19 protein-coding genes and 1 tRNA gene are annotated in these 20,205 nt (G+C 53.8%); 12 read left to right on the top strand and 8 right to left on the bottom strand.

The genetic code is table 11. The annotated features are described in order from the left end of the window. Positions 1 to 63: 63 nt before the first annotated feature. Together HF650_RS16450 and HF650_RS16445 are read left to right on the top strand one after the other, a co-directional pair. Entirely contained in the window at positions 64 to 1,227 is a 1,164-nt protein-coding gene (locus HF650_RS16450) for an MFS transporter (protein ID WP_187799538.1), read from the top strand. A gap of 16 nt (positions 1,228 to 1,243) precedes the next feature. Further along, a complete protein-coding gene (locus HF650_RS16445) occupies positions 1,244 to 2,038 on the top strand; it encodes a hypothetical protein (protein ID WP_187799537.1) in 795 nt (264 codons plus the stop codon). A 444-nt stretch (positions 2,039 to 2,482) separates the two neighbouring features. On the opposite strand, the gene HF650_RS16440 is transcribed toward HF650_RS16445, so the two are convergent. The 6 genes from HF650_RS16440 to HF650_RS16415 all read right to left on the bottom strand — a co-directional run bounded on the left by HF650_RS16440 (position 2,483) and on the right by HF650_RS16415 (position 7,798). Next, a tRNA-Arg gene (locus HF650_RS16440) sits at positions 2,483 to 2,557 on the bottom strand. 135 nt (positions 2,558 to 2,692) lie between these two features. Then, positions 2,693 to 3,679, bottom strand: a complete 987-nt coding sequence (locus HF650_RS16435; protein ID WP_249118852.1) for an acyltransferase — start codon at positions 3,677 to 3,679, stop codon at positions 2,693 to 2,695. Positions 3,680 to 3,895: 216 nt separating this feature from the next. Further along, on the bottom strand, positions 3,896 to 5,434 hold the full coding sequence (locus HF650_RS16430; RefSeq protein WP_187799535.1) for a DUF6056 family protein: 1,539 nt from the start codon (positions 5,432 to 5,434) through the stop codon (positions 3,896 to 3,898). Between the two features lie 5 nt (positions 5,435 to 5,439). Beyond that, on the bottom strand, positions 5,440 to 6,372 hold the full coding sequence (locus tag HF650_RS16425; protein ID WP_187799534.1) for a glycosyltransferase family 2 protein: 933 nt from the start codon (positions 6,370 to 6,372) through the stop codon (positions 5,440 to 5,442). Further along, positions 6,369 to 6,731, bottom strand: a complete 363-nt coding sequence (locus tag HF650_RS16420) for a GtrA family protein (protein WP_187799533.1) — start codon at positions 6,729 to 6,731, stop codon at positions 6,369 to 6,371. Before HF650_RS16420 ends, HF650_RS16425 begins: the two co-directional genes overlap by 4 nt. A gap of 137 nt (positions 6,732 to 6,868) precedes the next feature. Further along, positions 6,869 to 7,798, bottom strand: a complete 930-nt coding sequence (locus HF650_RS16415) for a formate/nitrite transporter family protein (RefSeq protein ID WP_187799532.1) — start codon at positions 7,796 to 7,798, stop codon at positions 6,869 to 6,871. 274 nt (positions 7,799 to 8,072) lie between these two features. Between HF650_RS16415 and mlaA the strand changes: the two genes are divergently transcribed. Beyond that, on the top strand, positions 8,073 to 8,825 hold the full coding sequence (gene mlaA, locus HF650_RS16410; protein ID WP_187802722.1) for a phospholipid-binding lipoprotein MlaA: 753 nt from the start codon (positions 8,073 to 8,075) through the stop codon (positions 8,823 to 8,825). A 55-nt stretch (positions 8,826 to 8,880) separates the two neighbouring features. Here the strand turns inward: mlaA and fadL are convergent, their stop codons facing one another. Continuing rightward, on the bottom strand, positions 8,881 to 10,203 hold the full coding sequence (gene fadL / locus HF650_RS16405) for a long-chain fatty acid transporter FadL (protein WP_187799531.1): 1,323 nt from the start codon (positions 10,201 to 10,203) through the stop codon (positions 8,881 to 8,883). A gap of 377 nt (positions 10,204 to 10,580) precedes the next feature. Between fadL and HF650_RS16400 the strand changes: the two genes are divergently transcribed. From HF650_RS16400 to sixA, 4 genes are all read left to right on the top strand, one after another. Continuing rightward, a complete protein-coding gene (locus HF650_RS16400; RefSeq protein ID WP_187799530.1) occupies positions 10,581 to 10,865 on the top strand; it encodes a YfcZ/YiiS family protein in 285 nt (94 codons plus the stop codon). Between the two features lie 164 nt (positions 10,866 to 11,029). After that, a complete protein-coding gene (gene fadI / locus HF650_RS16395; RefSeq protein ID WP_187799529.1) occupies positions 11,030 to 12,340 on the top strand; it encodes an acetyl-CoA C-acyltransferase FadI in 1,311 nt (436 codons plus the stop codon). Continuing rightward, positions 12,337 to 14,484: a fatty acid oxidation complex subunit alpha FadJ gene (gene fadJ / locus HF650_RS16390; protein ID WP_187802721.1), complete on the top strand. Its 2,148-nt coding sequence runs from the start codon at positions 12,337 to 12,339 to the stop codon at positions 14,482 to 14,484. Before fadI ends, fadJ begins: the two co-directional genes overlap by 4 nt. Before the next feature lie 209 nt (positions 14,485 to 14,693). Next, positions 14,694 to 15,179 (top strand): phosphohistidine phosphatase SixA, encoded by a 486-nt coding sequence (gene sixA / locus HF650_RS16385; protein ID WP_054804315.1) that lies wholly within the window; start codon positions 14,694 to 14,696, stop codon positions 15,177 to 15,179. Positions 15,180 to 15,235: 56 nt separating this feature from the next. Here the strand turns inward: sixA and smrB are convergent, their stop codons facing one another. After that, positions 15,236 to 15,787 carry an endonuclease SmrB gene (gene smrB / locus HF650_RS16380; protein WP_187799528.1) on the bottom strand — a complete coding sequence of 184 codons (552 nt, stop codon included), beginning with the start codon at positions 15,785 to 15,787 and terminating at the stop codon, positions 15,236 to 15,238. Positions 15,788 to 15,952: 165 nt separating this feature from the next. On the opposite strand from smrB, the gene prmB reads away from it, so the two are divergent. The 5 genes from prmB to HF650_RS16355 are packed head-to-tail and all read left to right on the top strand — an operon-like array spanning position 15,953 to position 20,183. Continuing rightward, entirely contained in the window at positions 15,953 to 16,885 is a 933-nt protein-coding gene (gene prmB, locus HF650_RS16375; RefSeq protein WP_187799527.1) for a 50S ribosomal protein L3 N(5)-glutamine methyltransferase, read from the top strand. 36 nt (positions 16,886 to 16,921) lie between these two features. Continuing rightward, a complete protein-coding gene (gene aroC / locus HF650_RS16370) occupies positions 16,922 to 18,007 on the top strand; it encodes a chorismate synthase (RefSeq protein WP_187799526.1) in 1,086 nt (361 codons plus the stop codon). Positions 18,008 to 18,010: 3 nt separating this feature from the next. Beyond that, positions 18,011 to 18,835 carry a penicillin-insensitive murein endopeptidase gene (gene mepA / locus HF650_RS16365; protein ID WP_187799525.1) on the top strand — a complete coding sequence of 275 codons (825 nt, stop codon included), beginning with the start codon at positions 18,011 to 18,013 and terminating at the stop codon, positions 18,833 to 18,835. Beyond that, on the top strand, positions 18,835 to 19,647 hold the full coding sequence (locus HF650_RS16360; RefSeq protein ID WP_187799524.1) for a sulfite exporter TauE/SafE family protein: 813 nt from the start codon (positions 18,835 to 18,837) through the stop codon (positions 19,645 to 19,647). The genes mepA and HF650_RS16360 overlap by 1 nt, the downstream gene beginning before the upstream one ends. After that, a complete protein-coding gene (locus tag HF650_RS16355; RefSeq protein ID WP_187799523.1) occupies positions 19,644 to 20,183 on the top strand; it encodes an elongation factor P hydroxylase in 540 nt (179 codons plus the stop codon). The genes HF650_RS16360 and HF650_RS16355 overlap by 4 nt, the downstream gene beginning before the upstream one ends. Positions 20,184 to 20,205: the final 22 nt, after the last annotated feature.

Here is a 20,205-nt window from a genome sequence, read left to right as displayed (position 1 = left end):
AGAAGCATATTCATTCGCCATAAAACGTGCAATAAATTCACAGATATGAGTTGCTAACTTACTATGGAAATTAATTCAAAAACTTCCCCGGTGTATATTCAGTCACGAGAGCAGAATGCTACGCGCGCTATATTTTTTATTGCCGGGCTAGCGATGTCATCCTGGGCTCCGCTGATTCCCTTCGTTAAAACACGGCTTAATCTTAACGATAGTACTTTGGGGTTGCTGCTATTTTGCATTGCCGCTGGTTCAATGTTAATTATGCCATTTATTGGCAGTATAATTAAAAAATTTGGCTGTCGCCGCCTGATTATTCTTGGCGTGTTGGGACTTGCCGTTGATTTACCGCTGCTGATGCTATTTGACCAGCGCAGTACAATGGTGATGTCATTGCTGCTGTTCGGCACGTTTAACGGCATGCTCGATGTCGCGATGAACGCCCACGCAGTTGTTGTTGAGCAGGAAAGCGAGCAGGCGAAAATGTCCGGCTTCCATGGATTTTATAGTATCGGTAGTATCGCCGGGGCGGGAAGTGTCAGTCTCTTCCTGTGGCTGGATGCAACGCCTCTGCTTTCCGTTTGCGCTATCTCCGTTTTGTTGGCTCTGCTTCTCGCGACGTATTCCCGCTACATTTTGCCGAAACAGAGCGATGCAACAGGCAGCAAATGCGAAACGCTCCGCGTATTGTGTCATCCTCCAGTTCTGATTATCGCGGTTCTCTGTTTTTTTGTCTTTATGCTCGAAGGCGCAATGCTGGACTGGTCGGCGGTCTTCATGACGTCAGAGCGGGGAATGAGCGTTTCGCTTGCGGGCTTTGGCTACACTCTCTACTCCATCACTGTTGCTCTTGGACGCCTGAGCGGTGACCGGCTGGTTGGCTCTCTGGGTGGCAAATCTATGCTGTTGCTCGGTTGTGCGATTGCCTGCGCAGGAATTGTGTTACTCGTCTTTACACGCTGGGGCGCGTTGCCTGGATTTATCCTGGTGGGGGCGGGACTGTCCAACATCATCCCCATCCTCTTCACTTTGGCCGGAAATCAGCCGGACATTTCCCCCGATTTTGCTATCCCTGCCGTTACGCTTTTCGGATACAGCGGCCTGCTTGCCGGGCCTGCTCTTATCGGCTTTATCGCCCACTATATCGGACTCACTATCACCTTCAGCGGCGCACTGTTACTGCTTTTGTTTGTGGCATTCGGTTCGCAGCTTGTTTCTCGTCAGCGTTAACTAAAAAGGAATTTTTATGAGTCAATTTTCATCAGCAGTTTTCAGTCTCCACTATGTTGGCCTTAACCTGAAAAAGGGTGTCACCGAAGAGACATTCGAAACGTTTTTACAGGAGAAGGGGGTGCATATTCCAGCTTATCCCGGCTGGCGATGGACCCTACTTAAGGGCCTGCGTGGCGAACGTCAGAACCAATATTTGATGTTGTACGAGGCAGACAGTGCCGAATGCTACGCGCGCTACATTGATGAAAACGGTGAGCAAACTGAGCAGGCTCGCGCGTTCTGGCGCGACCATCCTGAAGGTGTGGAGCTGATCGACACCTGGAAGACTTTCGCAACATTTGGTGAATTGCCCACTATTTTCTCGACCTACAGGCAACTGGCCGAAAATGAACATAGTTCTCTGGCAGAAGGGGCAAATTATCAGCGTCGGGAGGGACGGGAACCGGTCAAACGCGTCGTAGGTCTGCATAATCTGGCGTTGCGTTCAGGTGTTTCGTCTCAGACCTTTGATGACTTTATTCTGAACAACGTCCACCGGATTGACGATTATCCCGGGTGGAAATTCCATATGCTCAAAGGTACGGGCGGTAACCGCATTGAGCAGTACCTGGTAATGCTGGAGATTGAAAGCCTGGCATCGCTGAACTCTTTCCATCCCGGGCTGGACGTTTCCACTGAAAAATCATTGCAGTTCGTTAAAGAACATCAGGAAAGCGAAAGGATGTACGACGAATGGCGCGAGCTGGCCTCTTTTTCTGGTGCACCGCAGCTATATACTGACTACATAACTATCGCTGGTAACCTCTAGCCTGGTGTTCCCCTTCTCCTGACAGAGAAGGGGAACCTCACGACGAAAGCAGTTTTTCCGTCGTTTCCCCATTTGGATATCAAAGAATGAACACGGGAGTACCTGAAGTATTGCATTAATAGCAATAACCATTGATATGCACAGTATGAACCGGGGCAATTTCACCGTTTTCCACTGGACTGGTCTGCATTTCGATTACCCCTTTATTTCACTGAAAGAGATGTGAAAGCTCTGACTGAGCAAATGAATAGTCTGCACACTATAACAAATTTTGCGGGACTCATTTTTCATTGAACAGGTTAAGCCCACTAAGGCCCCCAGGTGTTTATTGATTCACCTTGAAATGGATAGACATCAGTTGACGTCGCATAGCCAGAATAGAGGGTTTATCACTGGTTATAAGAGGGTTTTATTGAATTTGGTAGATGTCAGGCGAGGTGTGTATGGTGTCCCCTGCAGGAATCGAACCTGCAACTAGCCCTTAGGAGGGGCTCGTTATATCCATTTAACTAAGGGGACGCAGAGCGGGGCCGTGAATCGGCGTGCGTATGCTACCGTAACTGCTTGCTGCGCTTCAAGGTTTTTGTTCTTTTGTTTTGCCGTGGGGCGATATTGCGTATGGGCAGGTGCCATCCTGAGACGGCACCCTTCTGTTCAGGCTTTTTTTAATAAGTACTTTCTGAATAGTGAACTGAGCTTCTTCTCTAACAAATAGTATGAAATAACGGCAAAGATAAATGAGAGGATCACTGCGAGAGCAAAGAGAATTAAACCACCCCAGCTTGATTGGTTAAAATGCAGCGCTTTGCCAAGTAGCGATTTCGCCCGGTAGTGAACAAGGTAGAGTGAAAAAGAGATTTTCCCGGTAGCGAGCACCGGCTTCGGTGCCCAAAAAACATATTGCGCTTCGTGATTGGTCAGGGAAAAAACCAGTGCGAAGGCGGCGAGAATATAACCGAGGCCGCCAATTTTGCTGTCGTGGGTAAACAGAATAAAGAGAAACAGTGCGAAGCTGAGCACGATTAAGCCAATGCTGACCCCTTTTCCGTAAGCGATCTTTTTATTCACTACCAGCCAGCCGATAAAGGTGCCGACAAGAAATTCCAGCATCAAACTGTTGGTAACCGTGGCGAGATAGCCCGGATAGTTATAGTGGTTTGAGGGAGAAATCGCCATGTTATGTAACCAGGCCGGGATGGCGACCGCCAGTACCACAACTAAAAACAGCACACTGTTTTTGCGCGTTTTAAACAACATGCAGAGGGTGAACAGCGTGTAGAAAATAAATTCGTAGTTGAGCGTCCAGCCCACAAATAGTTTGGCGACGCCAAACCAGGGGGCGATTTGCGTTGTGTCTAAAGGAATAAACAGCAGTGAGGTGGCGGTTTGCAACCATGACTCAACGCTATTGCCCGCAACCAGCAGTGTAATGGCAAAATAAGGGGGGAAGACGCGGCAAAAGCGCTTAATAAAAAAGCGTTTCGCCGAGGGTAAACCGCCATTATCGTCGCGGGTAATGTAGTAGATAATAAAACCGCTGATGACAAAAAAGAGATCGACGCCGATATCGCCATGGAGAAAAAGTCGATCGCCCCAGCCCTGAAATGACTGATTAATAAAGCCTTTAAAATGAAAGCACATTACCAGAACCGCAGCAAATGCTCGCATTGCCTGTATTGAATAAAAATTTCTATCCGTCATCACATCATCCGTATTTTATGAGTTTTTACTACCACGTGTTTTTTTAGTGTGATGCCGCTAACACGCATTTTGAGAGTCGTTGAGTAGAACTCAATAGGGCTAAACGCCCGAAAAGAAGCAAGCCTCCCCATCATCACAGTGCGGGGAGGCGAATAATTACAATGAAACCTTTTCCACATGACCTTCAGGAATATGGCTGTAATACCAGTGCTCGCCATTGATTTTCGTTGATTTCAGTTTCTCTGCCGCAAGCGTACGGTGCGCGTGACCTACTTCAACGGTGACAGGCTGAGTAATTGGCTGCGGGCTGATAATAATGAAATCACCCTGCGCATTGCTGTAGGCGATAACGTTATTCGCAACCCGGATAACCTCACCGTTGGCAATGGCGGAGTAATCAAAGTCCACCGTTTCGCGGTAAACATTATCCACACCAAAATATTCACCATAAACCGCTGAATCGTGGAACAGCCCAAACTGACCGCCGCTATTCTGCATTTTAATAAAGTAGTAATCAGGGATGGTGATCTCTCTGTTTCCCTGCGCGGACTCGTTTTCGATAATGCTCATCCGCACCTGCTCTTGCAATGCAATGCGGGTGTAGCTTTTATACATTAGTGTCCATGACCAGGCGAAAGTGCCTGCGCACAGCAGAGTGATAATCGCCGTGCCAATAATGGCTTTTCTGACACCGCTCATTAAAATGCCGTAGGCGATAAAAGCGATAGTCAACAGGAAAAACATAAAGGTGCCGTTGACGACCCGGTCCGGATAGGAGGGGGAGGCAAACATAATCAGCACCGTGCCGACGCCAAAAATCGCCGTCAGGATGGCTGGCAGCACCGTGCGGCGGGTTATTTTCGCTTTGACATCTTTATTAAAGAGAATAACCAGCACCAACAGCAGTAGCACAACATAGCTAATCCAGATCAGGGCCAGATGGTTGTGTACCCGCTCAGTTAAGTGAATGGTAATACGCTCCAGCAGCGGTTTGCCGTACCAGTAGGTTTTATCTGCCGCGCGCACAAAATTACCCGGGGAGAAGATCAGCGTACAGGCGCCCACCAGCGCGGAAAAGGCATAGATAATTTTGTTTTTAGCCACTGATTTCGCCGTGACCATTTCATAAACAATCGCTACCAGCGTGAGAAGCACGACAAAAGGCGATACGCTCTCATTCGAGCAGCCCGCCATAAAAGCCAGTACCATCAGTAATGGATTAATGGTTTTTATATTATCGACGGTGACGCGGTAGAGATAAAAAATCCACGCAGCGACAAACAGATTTGTCCAGAGATAGTTGGCCGCGCCGACCAGCCAGAAGGTGGTTTGCCCTAAGTTAGGGTTGGCGATCCAGTAGGTGCAGAAGACCAATGGCAGCAAAATATTATCGCTTTTTTGCCAGCGCAGGGTTTTACCCGGTGTTTTGGCAATGAAATAACAGAAAGCCAAAGCTGCAAACGCGGTTGAGAAAGCGTAGACAAATTGCGACCGGGTAAAGAGGATCAGCGAGCTGGCGTAATCGGCCACGATCCTGCCGCTCCAGGTCATATAGTGGTGGTAGTGACTGGTAGGAGAGATACCCAACAGATAGTAGCGATAATCATCTGAGTGAATTGGCGTTAGCCACTCAATGGCGAACAGGCTCAGAAAGGCAAGCGCAATAAGCAGAGCTTTATAAGATTTCTCTAACATAATAATTAACGTTCCAGGGTTCTTGTTCTGTTCTTGATAAGATAACGCGGTCTCTTCTTCACTTCGGTATAAATACGCCCCATATATTCGCCAAGAATACCGATACCGATAAGCTGGATGCCGCCTAAAAAGAGGATAGCCGTCATCAATGAGGGATAACCGGGCACAGGGTTTCCCCATAACAACTTATCGATCACCATCCAGATGGCGTAGAAAAAGGAGAGCAACGAGACGCTAAGGCCAATATAGGTCCAGATACGCAGCGGAAAGGTAGAAAAACTGGTAATGCCATCCAGTGCAAGATTCCACAGTTTCCAGCCATTGAATTTCGACTTACCGGCAACGCGGTCAGCACGAATATATTCAACAATATCAGTATTACCGCCAACCCATGAGAGGATCCCTTTCATGAACAGATTACGCTCTGAAAGCAGTTTGATATTCTCGACGACCTCCCTGGACATTAGCCGAAAATCTCCCACGTTCTCTTCTATCTGCGGAGAGCTGATTTTATTGTGCAGCTTGTAGAACCACTCGGCTGATTTACGCTTCATACGGCTATCAGTAGAGCGATCGCTACGCTTTGCCAGCACCATATCGGCACCCGCTTGCCACTTCGCAATCAGATGGGGAATAACCTCAACCGGATCTTGTAAATCGACATCAATCGGAATAATGGCCTCTCCCGTTGCGTGCTCAAGCCCGGCAAATAAGGCTGGTTCTTTACCGAAATTACGCGTAAAGGATAACGGCACGACGAGCGGATCGGAGAGCGCCAGGGTATTAATAATGGTTTCAGTGGCATCTTTACTGCCATCATTAATAAAAACCAGCTCAACGGTATAGGGCTTTAACGCTTCAAAGCCACGCACCGTTTGATAAAAGATAGGTATCGCCTCTTCTTCATTAAAGACGGGGACTACCAAAGAGATTTTCATTTCGCATCCCTGAAAACAATTAACTTTGACCAGGCGAAGCCGCAGACCAGGCTGATAGCCGAAAAGAGAATCAGCGTTACGATGGGCGGCATGCCGGAGCGATCGGCAAGCCAGCCGACGGCCACGCTCAGCATGCCCATAAATCCGACATACATCAGATAACGCCCGGCGGTGGTTGATGATCTGAAAGTGAATCTTGCATTAGCGAAAAAGCTAAAACTGACGGCAACAAGAAAGCCAGCAAGATTAGCCAGCGCCTGACGCATGGAGAAACCATAAACGCACAGACAAAAAATAAGCCAGTGCAGGGCGGTGTTTAATAAACCAATAGAGGCGTAGGTAGAAAATCGTTTAAACATAATTCTGCGCAATGAGTCGCTGATGCCGCGAGTGTATCAGACAACCCCTGTAAGGTCATTAAAGGGCGCCAGTCCGCGAAAATCAGCGCTCATTGCTCAACGTGAAATATCACTGTAATTTATCAGTCTCGGACAAATTACGCTTTTTCACGCGCCTGCTTCTCCTCTTTCGCTTTGGCTTTCGCCTCCGCTTTGCGGGCATTGCTCATATCGTTGCGGATCTGAGCATGGCTGAGCAGGGCGAAGATAAAGGTGCCGCCGCATATATTCCCGGCGAGCGTCGGCAGGGCGAAGGGCCAGAGGAACTCGCTCCAGTGTAGCGTGCCGTTAAACACCAGGTAGAAGATCTCTACGGCACCGACGACGATATGAGTGGTGTCGCCCAGCGCGATAAGCCACGTCATCAGAATAATTACCACCAGTTTTGATGAACCTGCAGCCGGGAACATCCACACCATGGTGGCGATGATCCAGCCGGAGATGATAGCGTTGGAGAACATCTCCAGCGGCGTGTTTTTCATCACGTCCATGCCGATTTTGACAAAGGCATCGCGGGTTGGCTCATCGAATATTGGCATATACTCAAATGCCCAGGCCGCGACTGCGGTGCCGACCAGATTGCCGAGCAGTACCACGCCCCACAAACGCCCGAGCAGGCCCATATTTTTCCAGCTCGGGTTTTGCATCACCGGCAGAACGGCGGTAACGGTATTCTCCGTAAAGAGCTGCTGACGCGCCATGATGACTATAATGAAGCCAAAGGTGTAACCGAGGTTCTCCAGTAAAAAACCGCCGGGAATGCCCTCCAGCTGAACATGAAAAATGCCTTTAGCCAGTAACGAGGCACCCATCGATAAGCCTGCGGCAATCGCCGACCAGAAGAGCGCCATCGCGTCGCGCTCCATCTCTTTTTCACCATCCTGGCGAATATGTTCATGGATCGCCATCGCCCGCGAGGGCAGACGCTCCTCATCAACCTCTATCTCCTCGCCGCGCTCCTTCTCTTCGCTTTCGACGTTGATGTCATCGCTGTGCTGGTCAATCTTCTCTTCTTCTATTTTGTCCACGAAGGCCTCACTTTATTGATTTTTGTGCGTTAAGCGTAGCGGCTTTCTCCCTGTGTTCAGGGCGGTATCCTCCGAAATTATAGTGAAGAGCAAAAAAGGAGATAGTTTGCCTGGAAACAATGTATAAGATTATTAACACGCCGCACCGGCAACGGCGGCTATGCTGAAGTAAATCACCCAGACCACGACATAGACATCATAAGACACGCTGTTACAATGCGTTGCATTTTGATGAATGGCCTCGAAGAAGGCCGTATTCTGCAGGGAGACAATGATGAAATACCGCCTGTCGGCGCTTGCGCTGGCCACCACTGTGCTGGTCGGCTGCGCCAGCTCGAATGAGACGCAGGGGCGCTCGGACCCGTTAGAAGGGTTTAACCGCACCATGTATAACTTCAACTTCAACGTGCTGGATCCCTATGTTGTCAGACCGGTTGCCGTCGCCTGGCGTGATTATGTGCCGCAGCCGGCGCGTAACGGGTTGAGCAACTTCACCAGTAACCTTGAAGAGCCGGCAGTGATGGCGAACTACTTCCTGCAGGGCAACCCTTATCAGGGGATGGTTCACTTCACCCGCTTCTTCCTGAATACCCTATTGGGGATGGGCGGCTTGATGGATGTGGCCGGGATGTCGAACCCGAAACTGCAGCGCGAAGAGCCGCACCGTTTTGGTAGCACGCTGGGACACTACGGCATGGGTTATGGCCCTTATGTGCAACTGCCGTTCTATGGCAGCTTCACGCTGCGTGAAGATGGCGGCGATATGGCGGATACGCTCTATCCTGTGCTCTCCTGGCTGACCTGGCCGCTCTCCGTCGGTAAGTGGACGGTTGAAGGCATCGAATCGCGCGCTCAGTTGCTCGACTCCGACGGCCTGCTGCGCCAGTCCTCCGACCCTTATATTCTGGTGCGTGAAGCCTACTTCCAGCGCCATGACTTTATCGCCAACGGCGGTAAGCTGAAGCCGCAGGAGAACCCGAACGCGCAGGCGATTGAGGGTGATTTAAAAGATATCGACTCGGAATAAATGCCAATAAAAAAGGTGAGCCAGAAGCTCACCTTTTTTTATCTCTACGCGTTTATCAGAAGGCGTAGTTAAAGTTGGCACCATACAGCCAGGCGCGACCTTCAGATTTGAAAGTGTATTGCCCTTCGGTGAACTTCACTTTCTGGCCATGCATATAGGAGACGCCGACATCGACGGATGCATCTTTATTGAATGCATAGGTCGCACCGGTGCTCAGCCACAGGCGATCCTGGTCCGGAATGGAGATAGAGCGTTTATCGGCAGGAACCGGGCTGTCATCAAAGGCGATACCGCCGCGGAAGGTCCAGTTATCATCCATGTAATAGGTGGTACCAAGCGCGATACGGTAGGCATCTTTGTAGCCCTCTTCTTTATAGAAGAGCTGCTGACCCTGGCTACCCGTCGCTTTCAGCTGCTGGAACTGGCTCCAGCTGGTGTAGGCCAGGCTGTAGTGGATTGCCCACTGCGGATCGACACGGTTATAACCCGATATTTCCCACATTTCTGGTAAGTTGAGTGTCAGCGAGCCAGGGATAGTTGCACCGCCTGTTGCGACTGGCAGACCTTTCAGACCAAATTGCGGACCCAACACGTTAACCGCCAGAGGGAGATCGCTCTTATAATCGCCATCGAAGTCCACTTTCACTTCTGAGCGGTAGGTCAGACCCCAACGGTTATTTTTATCCAGTTCATACAGGATACCAGCGTTCCAGCCGAAGCCCCACTCATCGCCTTTCAGATGCGCAATCTGGGTATCACGCGGGATCAGATCGCTAAGACCCAGGGCACCGCCAGTGGCGAAATCAACCTGCTGCGGCAGATCGCCCGCGTAGCGTTCAATTTTTGCGCGTGCGTAGACGGCGTCGAAACCGAGGCCGAAGCTCCAGTTGTTATTAAGACGGTACGCACCGCTGAGGTTCAGGTTCAGCGTTTCGAGGTCGGTTTTACCGCCTATTGAGCCCGCAGCGAAATTGTTGTTGAACTCTGTCGCCAGGCCGTAGTTAGAGGTGACGGATGCGCCCCAGCCAAACTGATCGTTAATCGGCGCAACAAAGTGCAGGTTCGGCACCCACGCTGTCGGGGCAATATTGTCCTGACTGGCGTTGTTACCAATCGCAGAGCGTCCGGTTACATCTACACCAGGATCTACAAACACCGCGCCGCCGGAGAAGGTTGGGCGATCGAAGGTGGTAATCAGCGCCGGGTTACGGCTGGCATTACCTGCATCATCAGCAATTGCGCCTTCACCAGAGTAAGCGCGACCGAGGCCGGAGGCGGAGAATTCGTTGAGTTGAAAGCCTGCGGACCAGGCCTGGGTAGAAACGAGTGCCACTGCGACTGCCAGAGCAGACTTGGTAAAACGGGTTTTCTGGCTCATGACCATAACCTCATTCGAAGCGAGTTATTTTTATACAAACTTTTTTACGCCTTGTTAAAGAAGCGCGAAGTGTAGGGTCTGAGCTACCGCAGAGAAATCAGACCAGTGGCGAGAGTATAGGTCTGACCAGAACCAATGTTGCAAGTATGTAATCAAGATTTTTCAAATGTGATCTCCGAAACGGGATCTGCGTGGCAAATTTGGCCGTAGCACGGATCCCCGTTTTCGGTAGTTTTTGTTTTAGATCATTTTTAATTGTGATTTCGGTCACTTAAGGCCGTTCCGGCGATTAACGACTGGAGCGACCCTGCGCGGCGGCGTAAAATATGTGCAATCTTGACCTGGCACCCAGGGTGCGAATTTTGAGGAAATCTTCTATGAGTAAATGCAGTGCTGATGAAACCCCGGTTTGCTGCTGTATGGATGTCGGAACCATTATGGATAACTCCGACTGTACCGCCTCTTACAGCCGCGTATTCGCTAACCGCGCCGACGCTGAAGAGGCGCTGGCAGCGCTGACCGCCAAAGCGCGCAGCGTTGAGTCTGAACCGTGCCACATTTCTCCAACCTTTACCGAAGTGGCAGAGGGCGTGCAGCTGGATATCGATTTTGTTTTCGCCTGCGAAGCGGAAACCCTTATTTTCCAGCTCGGTCTGCGCTAAACTTCGCTCTCAACGCTCCCTCCTGTGGGAGCGTTTTTTTATCCGTTTATCTGTGCCTTAGCTCCCATTTTTTCCTCCCTGCCATTGGCTAAATGTAAAAGATTGGTTAAGACTGTTATCAGGTCAGACCACTTTATTGATTACGCTGTATACAGGGGAGTGTTATGAGTCAGGCATTACCGCTTGTCACCCGTCAGGGCGACCGCATTGCCATTGTCTGCGGGTTACGAACCCCATTTGTCCGCCAGGCGACCGCGTTTCACGGCGTACCGGCGATCGATCTCGGCAAAATGGTGGTGGGGGAGATGCTGGCGCGCAACGACATTCCCCCCGAGGTGATTGAACAACTGGTCTTCGGCCAGGTGGTGCAAATGCCGGAAGCGCCCAATATCGCGCGTGAAATTGTGCTCGGTACCGGCATGAATGTTCACACCGACGCCTACAGCGTCAGCCGCGCCTGCGCCACCAGTTTTCAGGCGGTGGCGAACGTAACGGAAAGCCTGCTGGCTGGCACCATCCGCGCGGGTATCGCTGGTGGTGCCGACTCCTCATCTGTACTGCCTATTGGCGTCAGTAAAAAACTGGCGCGCGCGCTGGTGGATGCTAACAAAGCGCGTACCGTCGGGCAGAAGCTCAAACTCTTCTCGCGCCTGCGTCTGCGCGATCTTCTACCGGTTCCGCCTGCGGTTGCTGAGTACTCGACCGGCCTGCGTATGGGCGATACCGCCGAGCAGATGGCGAAAACCTACGCCATTAGCCGTCAGGAGCAGGATGCGCTGGCGCACCGCTCCCATCAGTTTGCCGCTCAGGCCTGGAGTGAGGGCAAACTGGCGGAGGAGGTGATGACCGCTTATGCGCCGCCGTTTCGCGATCCGGTCGAGCAGGACAATAACGTGCGCGGCAACTCAAGCCTCGCCGATTACGCCAAACTGCGCCCGGCCTTTGACCGCAAACACGGCACCGTTACCGCAGCTAACAGCACGCCGCTCACCGACGGCGCGGCGGCGGTGATCCTAATGACCGAATCACGTGCCAGAGAGCTGGGCCTTGTGCCGCTGGGCTATCTGCGCAGCTACGCCTTTACGGCGATTGGCGTGCAGAAAGATATGCTGCTCGGTCCGGCCTGGGCAACGCCGCTGGCGCTGGATCGCGCAGGATTAACCCTGGCCGACCTGACCCTGTTCGATATGCATGAAGCCTTTGCCGCCCAGACCTTAACTAACCTGAAACTGATGGCCAGCGATCGTTTCGCCCGCGAGGTGCTGGGGCGCTCGCAGGCCACCGGCGAGGTGGATGAGAGCAAATTTAACGTGCTTGGCGGCTCGATTGCCTATGGTCACCCCTTTGCCGCCACCGGCGCGCGGATGATCACACAAACCCTGCATGAGCTGCGCCGTCGCGGCGGCGGTTTCGGTCTGGTTACCGCCTGCGCGGCGGGAGGATTAGGCGCGGCAATGGTTCTGGAGGCGGAATAATGACGGTTTCTGCATTTACCCTTGATGTACGCCCCGACAATGTTGCGGTCGTTACCATTGATGTACCTAATGAAAAGATGAACACCCTGAAGGCGGAGTTTGGTGCGCAGGTGCGCGCCATCTTAAAAGCGATCCGTGATAACCGTGCGCTGCGCGGTGTGGTGTTTATTTCGGCGAAGCCGGACAACTTTATTGCCGGGGCCGATATCAACATGATTGGTCGTTGCCAGAGCGCGAAAGAAGCAGAAGAGCTGGCTCTGCAGGGGCAGAAGATCATGGCGGAGATCCACGCCCTGTCGATCCCGGTTGTCGCCGCTATTCACGGTGCCTGCCTCGGCGGCGGGCTGGAACTGGCGCTGGCCTGCCATCGCCGCGTCTGCTCGGATGATGGCAAAACCATCCTTGGCCTGCCGGAAGTGCAGCTCGGCTTGCTGCCCGGCTCCGGTGGCACCCAGCGTTTGCCGCGGCTGGTAGGCGTAAGCACTGCGCTGGAGATGATCCTCACCGGTAAACAGCTGCGTGCGCGCCAGGCGCTGAAAGTGGGCCTGGTGGATGATGTTGTGCCGCACGACATTCTGCTGGAAACGGCGGTCGAACTGGCGCAGCAGGAGCGTCCGCTCAGCCGCCGTTTGCCGGTGCGTGAGCGCATCCTCGCCGGGCCGCTTGGCCGCACGTTGCTATTTAAGATGGCGGCGAAGCGAACCGAGCAGAAAACCCACGGCAACTATCCTGCCGCGCCGCGAATTTTATCGGTGATTGAAACCGGCCTGGCGCAGGGGCGCAGCAGCGGCTATGAAGCAGAAGCGCGCGCCTTTGGTCAGCTGGCGATGACGCCGCAGTCGCAGGCGCTGCGTAACATCTTCTTTGCCTCGACAGATATCAAAAAAGATCCCGGTAGCACCGTGGCCGCCGCGCCGCTGCGCAGCGTCGGCATTCTTGGCGGCGGACTGATGGGCGGCGGTATCGCGTATGTCACTGCCAGCAAGGGCAGGTTGCCGGTTCGCATTAAAGATATTAATGCGAAAGGCATTAACCATGCGCTGAAATACAGCTGGCAGGAGCTGGATAAAAAAGTGCGCCGCCGTTTTATCAAACCAGGCGAGCGCGACAGCCAGATGGCGAAGATCTCCGGCTCGCTGGATTACCGCGGCTTTGCTCATCGCGACGTGGTAATCGAAGCGGTATTCGAAGATCTCTCCCTCAAACAGAAGATGGTCAGCGAAGTGGAGGCACACTGCGCGCCACACACTATTTTTGCCTCAAATACCTCCTCGCTACCTATTGCGGATATTGCTGAAAACGCGGCGCGTCCGGGAAAGGTGATCGGATTACATTTTTTCAGCCCGGTGGAGAAGATGCCGCTGGTAGAAGTGATCCCGCATGCCGGTACCGATGAGCAGACCATTGCCACCACGGTGAAGCTGGCGAAGAAGCAGGGCAAGACGCCGATTGTGGTGGTCGATAAAGCGGGCTTTTATGTTAACCGTATTCTGGCACCCTACATCAGTGAAGCGATGCGCCTGCTGAGCGAAGGTGAGCCGATTGAGGCCATCGACCGGGCGCTGGTGAAATTCGGTTTTCCCGTCGGCCCGATACAACTGCTGGATGAAGTCGGCATCGATACCGGCACGAAGATCATTCCGGTGCTGGAGGCCGCTTACGGAGAGCGTTTTAGTGCGCCTGCAACCCTTGTCTCTGCGATTTTAAATGACGATCGCAAAGGGAGAAAAAATAGCCGCGGTTTCTATCTTTACCCGACAAAAGGGCGTAAAAGCAAAAAACAGCCGGATGCTTCGATCTACCGCTTAATCGGCGTGTCGGCGAAAGGGCAATCTTCGGCGCAGCAGATTGCCGAGCGCTGTGTTCTGCTGATGCTTAACGAAGCGGCGCGCTGTTTCGATGAGCAGGTGATCCGTAGCGCGCGCGATGGCGATATCGGTGCCGTTTTCGGCATCGGCTTCCCGCCATTTTTAGGGGGGCCTTTCCACTATATGGATACGCTGGGCGCGGCAAGCGTCGTGGCGTCGCTGCAGCAGATGGAGGCGCGTTATGGGGCGCGATTTGCACCGTGTGAAGCCCTGTTACGCATGGCTCAGGAGGGGAAACGCTTCTGGCCAGCAACGGAAAGTGAGCCTGTAAGTTAAGGTCGAAAAAAGTAAATGTGTTATACCTCATGGCCTTTGCGGTTATTTCATAAACAGTGATTGACTATACTTGCGCCATTGAGGTAAAAAACAGCGTTTCATTCAACGAATGAATCAGGCAAAATGCCCGGCCATCCCGTTTTTCTGTCAGCGTGATCTCTTTTCACCGGCAAAAGCGCGATGCTTCTGGTTAACAAAAGCGGTGCAATATGCAAGTTTTTATCATGCGTCACGGCGATGCTGCCCTCGATGCAGCCAGTGACTCCGTTCGTCCGCTTACCCCTTGCGGCTGCGACGAATCGCGTCAAATGGCAACGTGGTTGAAAGGCCAAAAAGTGGATATCGATCGTGTTCTGGTTAGCCCGTTTTTACGCGCTGAACAGACGCTGGAGAAGGTAGGGGAGTGCATGAACCTGCCTGACAACGTGGATGTCCTGCCGGAGTTGACGCCCTGCGGCGATGTCGGCCTGGTAAGCGCTTATTTACAGGCGCTGGCCAATGAAGGCACCGAAACGGCGCTGGTGATCTCGCACCTGCCGTTGGTGGGTTACCTGGTCGCCGAGCTCTGTCCTGGCGAAACGCCGCCCATGTTCACTACCTCTGCTATTGCCAGCGTCACGCTGGATAAAGAGGGCAAAGGGGTGTTCAACTGGCAAATGAGTCCCTGCAACCTGAAGATGCCGAAAGCCATCTGATTCATCGGACCGATGCAAAAAAAGAGCCGCACAGTGCGGCTCTTCTCATTTCTGCCTTACGGTAACTCCGGCGGCTGCCACTCTTCGACTTCAATCAACACCAGCACTGCCGCATCCCCGCCGTACTCTTTCGGCGCCTGGTGAAACGCCATCACGTGCGGATGTTGCGCCAGCCAGAGCGGCGTTTGCTGCTTGAGGATATGTTTGCCGTGGCCGTGCATCACACAGGCGCAAAAGACGTGCTCGCGCCGACAAGCGGCAATCAGCGCACCGAGCTCCTGTTTGGCCTGCATCTGCGTTAAACCGTGCAGATCGAGAAACAGCTCCGGGGAGTAATCGCCGCGGCGCAGCTTTTTCAACTCAAAGTGGCTGACATCACCGCGGACATATTTCACCGGGCCATCGGTGTTGAGCAGCGGCTGAAACTCGTCGGAAAAGTAGTGGCTGTTATCCGCCTGCTCCTGTAACAGGCGCTTGACCGGCACTTCGGCGATCTTCTTACGCGCCGGGCGGTGTACGACGGTATCCTGCTTCATCTGGCGCGTCCCGGTCATCAGCTGCCGGAACAGAGCCTGCTCCTCCTCGCTAAGCGATGGTTTCTTTTTCATTTGCGCATCCTGTTTTTTCTTTGCGCCAGTGTACCCGACTGCAGGCGGCTGCGGTGCAGCAAAATGCATTTTTACGCCGCGCAGATACGCGTGGATGCTGATTTATCCCCATCTTCATGGCAAACTAGCCGCCGAATTTATTGCGAGCATGCCCTGGGGGATAGTATGGATAAAATTTTCGTCGACGAAGCAGTGAATGAGCTGCACACCATTCAGGACATGTTGCGCTGGTCGGTCAGCCGATTTAGCGCCGCCAACATCTGGTATGGCCACGGCACCGACAACCCCTGGGATGAAGCCGTACAGCTGGTGCTGCCGACCCTCTACTTACCGCTGGATATTCCCGAAGAGATGCGTAACGCGCGCCTCACCTCCAGCGAGCGCCATCGCATCGTTGAGCGCGTGATCCGCCGCGTTAACGAACGCATTCCGGTGGCCTATCTCACTAATAAAGCCTGGTTCTGCGGCCACGAATTTTATGTCGATGAGCGCGTGCTGGTGCCGCGTTCGCCGATTGGCGAGCTGATTAACAACCACTTCGCCGGGCTTATTGAGCAGCAACCGCAGCACATTCTCGATATGTGCACCGGCAGCGGCTGTATCGCTATCGCCTGCGCGTACGCCTTCCCGGAAGCGGAAGTGGACGCGGTGGATATCTCCGCCGATGCGCTGGCTGTCACGGAACACAATATTGAAGAGCATGGCCTGATTCACCACGTCACGCCGATCCGCTCCGATCTCTTCCGCGATCTGCCGAAAGTGCAGTACGACCTGATTGTCACTAACCCGCCGTACGTCGATGAAGAGGATATGTCCGACCTGCCGTCGGAATACCGTCATGAACCGGAGCTGGGTCTTGCCTCCGGCAGCGATGGTCTGAAATTGACGCGCCGCATTCTCGCCTGCGCCCCGCAGTACCTCTCTGATAACGGCATCCTGATTTGTGAAGTTGGCAACAGCATGGTACATCTGATGGACCAGTACCCGAATGTGCCGTTCACCTGGCTGGAGTTCGACAACGGTGGGGACGGTGTCTTTATGCTGACCAAAGCGCAACTGATTGCGGCACAAGAACATTTCAGCATCTACAAAGATTGATCAACGCGCAAACACACAACGAATAACGGAGCCGTGATGGCAGGAAACACGATTGGACAACTCTTTCGCGTCACCACTTTCGGTGAATCGCACGGGCTGGCGCTGGGCTGTATTGTTGATGGTGTGCCGCCGGGCATTCCGCTAACCGAAGCGGATTTACAACACGATCTCGACCGCCGCCGTCCCGGCACCTCGCGCTACACCACCCAGCGCCGCGAGCCGGACCAGGTCAAAATCCTCTCCGGCGTGTTTGAGGGCGTGACCACCGGCACCAGCATCGGCCTGCTTATTGAAAACACCGATCAGCGTTCGCAGGACTACGGTGCCATTAAAGATCTCTTCCGTCCTGGCCATGCTGACTACACCTACGAACAGAAATATGGCGTGCGCGACTATCGCGGCGGCGGTCGCTCTTCCGCCCGTGAAACGGCGATGCGCGTCGCGGCTGGCGCAATTGCGAAGAAATACCTCGCGCAGAAATTCGGCATCGTCATTCGCGGCTGCCTGAGTCAGATGGGCGACATTCCGCTGGCGATCAAAGCGTGGGATCAAGTTGAGCTTAACCCCTTCTTCTGTCCGGATCCGGACAAGATCGAGGCGCTGGACGAGCTGATGCGCGGCCTGAAAAAAGAGGGCGACTCCATCGGCGCGAAGGTGACGGTGGTGGCTGATAACGTTCCGCCTGGCCTCGGCGAGCCGGTTTTTGATCGTCTCGATGCTGATATCGCCCATGCCCTGATGAGCATCAATGCGGTGAAAGGCGTTGAGATTGGCGACGGCTTTGAGGTGGTGAAGCTGCGCGGCAGTGAGAACCGGGATGAACTGACCCGCGACGGCTTCCAGAGCAATCACGCTGGCGGCATTCTCGGCGGGATCAGCAGCGGTCAGCAGATCGTCGCCAATATCGCGCTGAAGCCCACCTCCAGTATCACCGTGCCGGGCAAAACTGTGACGCGTTCTGGCGATGAGGTAGAGATGATCACCAAAGGGCGTCACGATCCCTGCGTTGGCATTCGCGCCGTGCCGATCGCCGAAGCGATGCTGGCGATCGTATTAATGGATCACTTCCTGCGTCAGCGCGGTCAAAACGCTGATGTTACTCCCACACTTCCACGCTGGTAACCGATGAAAAAGACGGCAATCGCGCTGTTTGCGCTGCTGCTGAGCGCCGCCGCTACGGCGGCGACACCGTGGCAAAAATTGACCCATCCGGTACCCGGCAGCCCACAGTCGATTGGCGCATTTTCGAATGGCTGCATCGTTGGCGCGCAGGATCTGCCGCTGCAATCTGACACCTATCAGGTGATGCGCACCGATCAGCGTCGCTATTTTGGTCACCCGGATCTGGTGCTGTTTATTCAGCGCCTTAGTACCCAGGTGCATAACCTCGGGCTTGGCACCGTGCTGGTGGGCGATATGGGGATGCCGGCCGGCGGGCGCTTTAACGGCGGTCACGCCAGCCACCAGTCGGGGCTGGATGTGGATATCTTCCTGCAACTGCCGACCACGCGCTGGAGCGCGGCGCAGCTGCTGAAACCGCAGGCGCTGGATCTGGTCTCGCGCGACGGAAAAAGCGTGGTGCCTTCGCTGTGGAAGCCGGAAATCAGCAGCCTGATTAAACTTGCCGCGCAGGATGACGAGGTGACGCGCATCTTTGTTAACCCTGCCATCAAGCAGCAGCTTTGTTACGATGCCGGCACGGATCGCGACTGGCTGCGCAAGGTGCGCCCCTGGTTCCAGCATCGCGCGCATATGCATGTGCGCCTGCGCTGCCCGGCCGACAGCCTTGAGTGTGTCGATCAGCCAGCGCCGCCACCGGGCGACGGCTGCGGCGCGGAGTTGCAGAGCTGGTTTAAACCGGCGAAACCGGGCAGCAGCACGCCTGAGAAAAAGACGCCGCCACCGTTGCCGCCTTCCTGTCAGGCTCTACTGGATGAACACGCCCTCTGATGGAACTCTTTGATTCGTTATTTATGATGACACCGCTGATGCTGGCGGTGCTCTTTTTTGTCGCGCTGCTGGCAGGCTTTATCGATGCGCTGGCAGGCGGTGGCGGGCTGTTAACCGTTCCGGCGCTATTAGCTGCGGGGATGACGCCTGCGCAGGCGCTGGCGACCAACAAGCTGCAGGCCTGCGGTGGGTCGCTCTCCTCATCGCTCTACTTTATTCGCCGTAAAGTGGTCAATCTCGCCGATCAGAAGCTCAATATCTTGATGACCTTTATCGGCTCCACCAGCGGCGCGCTGCTGGTGCAGTATGTGAAATCGGACGTGCTGCGCCAGATCCTGCCCATATTAGTTATCTGTATCGGTCTCTACTTTTTATTGATGCCAAAGCTTGGCGAAGAGGATCGGCAGCGTCGTCTGTATGGCCTGCCGTTTGCGCTGGTTGCCGGCGGCTGCGTCGGCTTCTATGACGGCTTTTTCGGCCCCGGCGCCGGGTCGTTTTACGCGCTGGCGTTTGTCACCCTCTGCGGGTTCAACCTCGCGAAATCAACCGCGCACGCTAAAGTGCTTAACGCCACCTCCAACGTCGGCGGGCTGCTGCTGTTTATCATCGGCGGCAAAGTGGTTTGGGGCACCGGCTTTGTGATGCTTGTCGGCCAGTTTCTGGGCGCGCGCATGGGCTCGCGGCTGGTGCTCAGTAAAGGGCAGAAGCTTATCCGTCCGATGATTGTGATTGTCTCGGCGGTCATGAGCGCAAAACTTCTCTATGACAGTCACGGGCAGGAGATCCTCCACTTTTTGGGGGTGAATGTATGACGCACCACTATCAGCAATTAATTGATATTTTTGATGGCTGCTTTGCCAGCGATTTTAATACCCGTCTGATTAAAGGCGATGAAGAACCGATCTATCTTCCCGCTGATGCCGACGCCCCTTACAACCGCGTGGTGTTTGCCCACGGCTTTTACGCCAGCGCCCTGCATGAGATTTCGCACTGGTGCATCGCCGGGGCAGAACGGCGCAAGCTGGTTGATTTCGGTTACTGGTACTGCCCGGACGGGCGCGATGCCGCCACCCAGGGGCAGTTTGAAGATGTCGAAGTGAAGCCACAGGCGCTGGAGTGGCTCTTCTGCGCGGCGGCAGGCTTTCCGTTTAATGTCAGCTGTGACAACCTGGAGGGCGATGTTGAGCCGGATCGTGTGGCGTTTCAGCGCCGCGTACACGCCCAGGTGATGGTATGGCTGGAGCAGGGGATCCCGGCGCGTCCGGCGCGTTTTATCAAGGCATTACAGGATTATTACCAGACGCCGTCGTTAGCGGCAGCACAGTTTCCGTGGCCGGAAGATCTGTAGGGCCACGTTTTTACGAGAGGAA

Origin of the sequence: Kosakonia sp. SMBL-WEM22 (assembly GCF_014490785.1) — a bacterium.
In the GTDB taxonomy this organism is placed as follows: domain Bacteria; phylum Pseudomonadota; class Gammaproteobacteria; order Enterobacterales; family Enterobacteriaceae; genus Kosakonia.
This window is presented reverse-complemented; position numbering and strand designations above follow the sequence as displayed.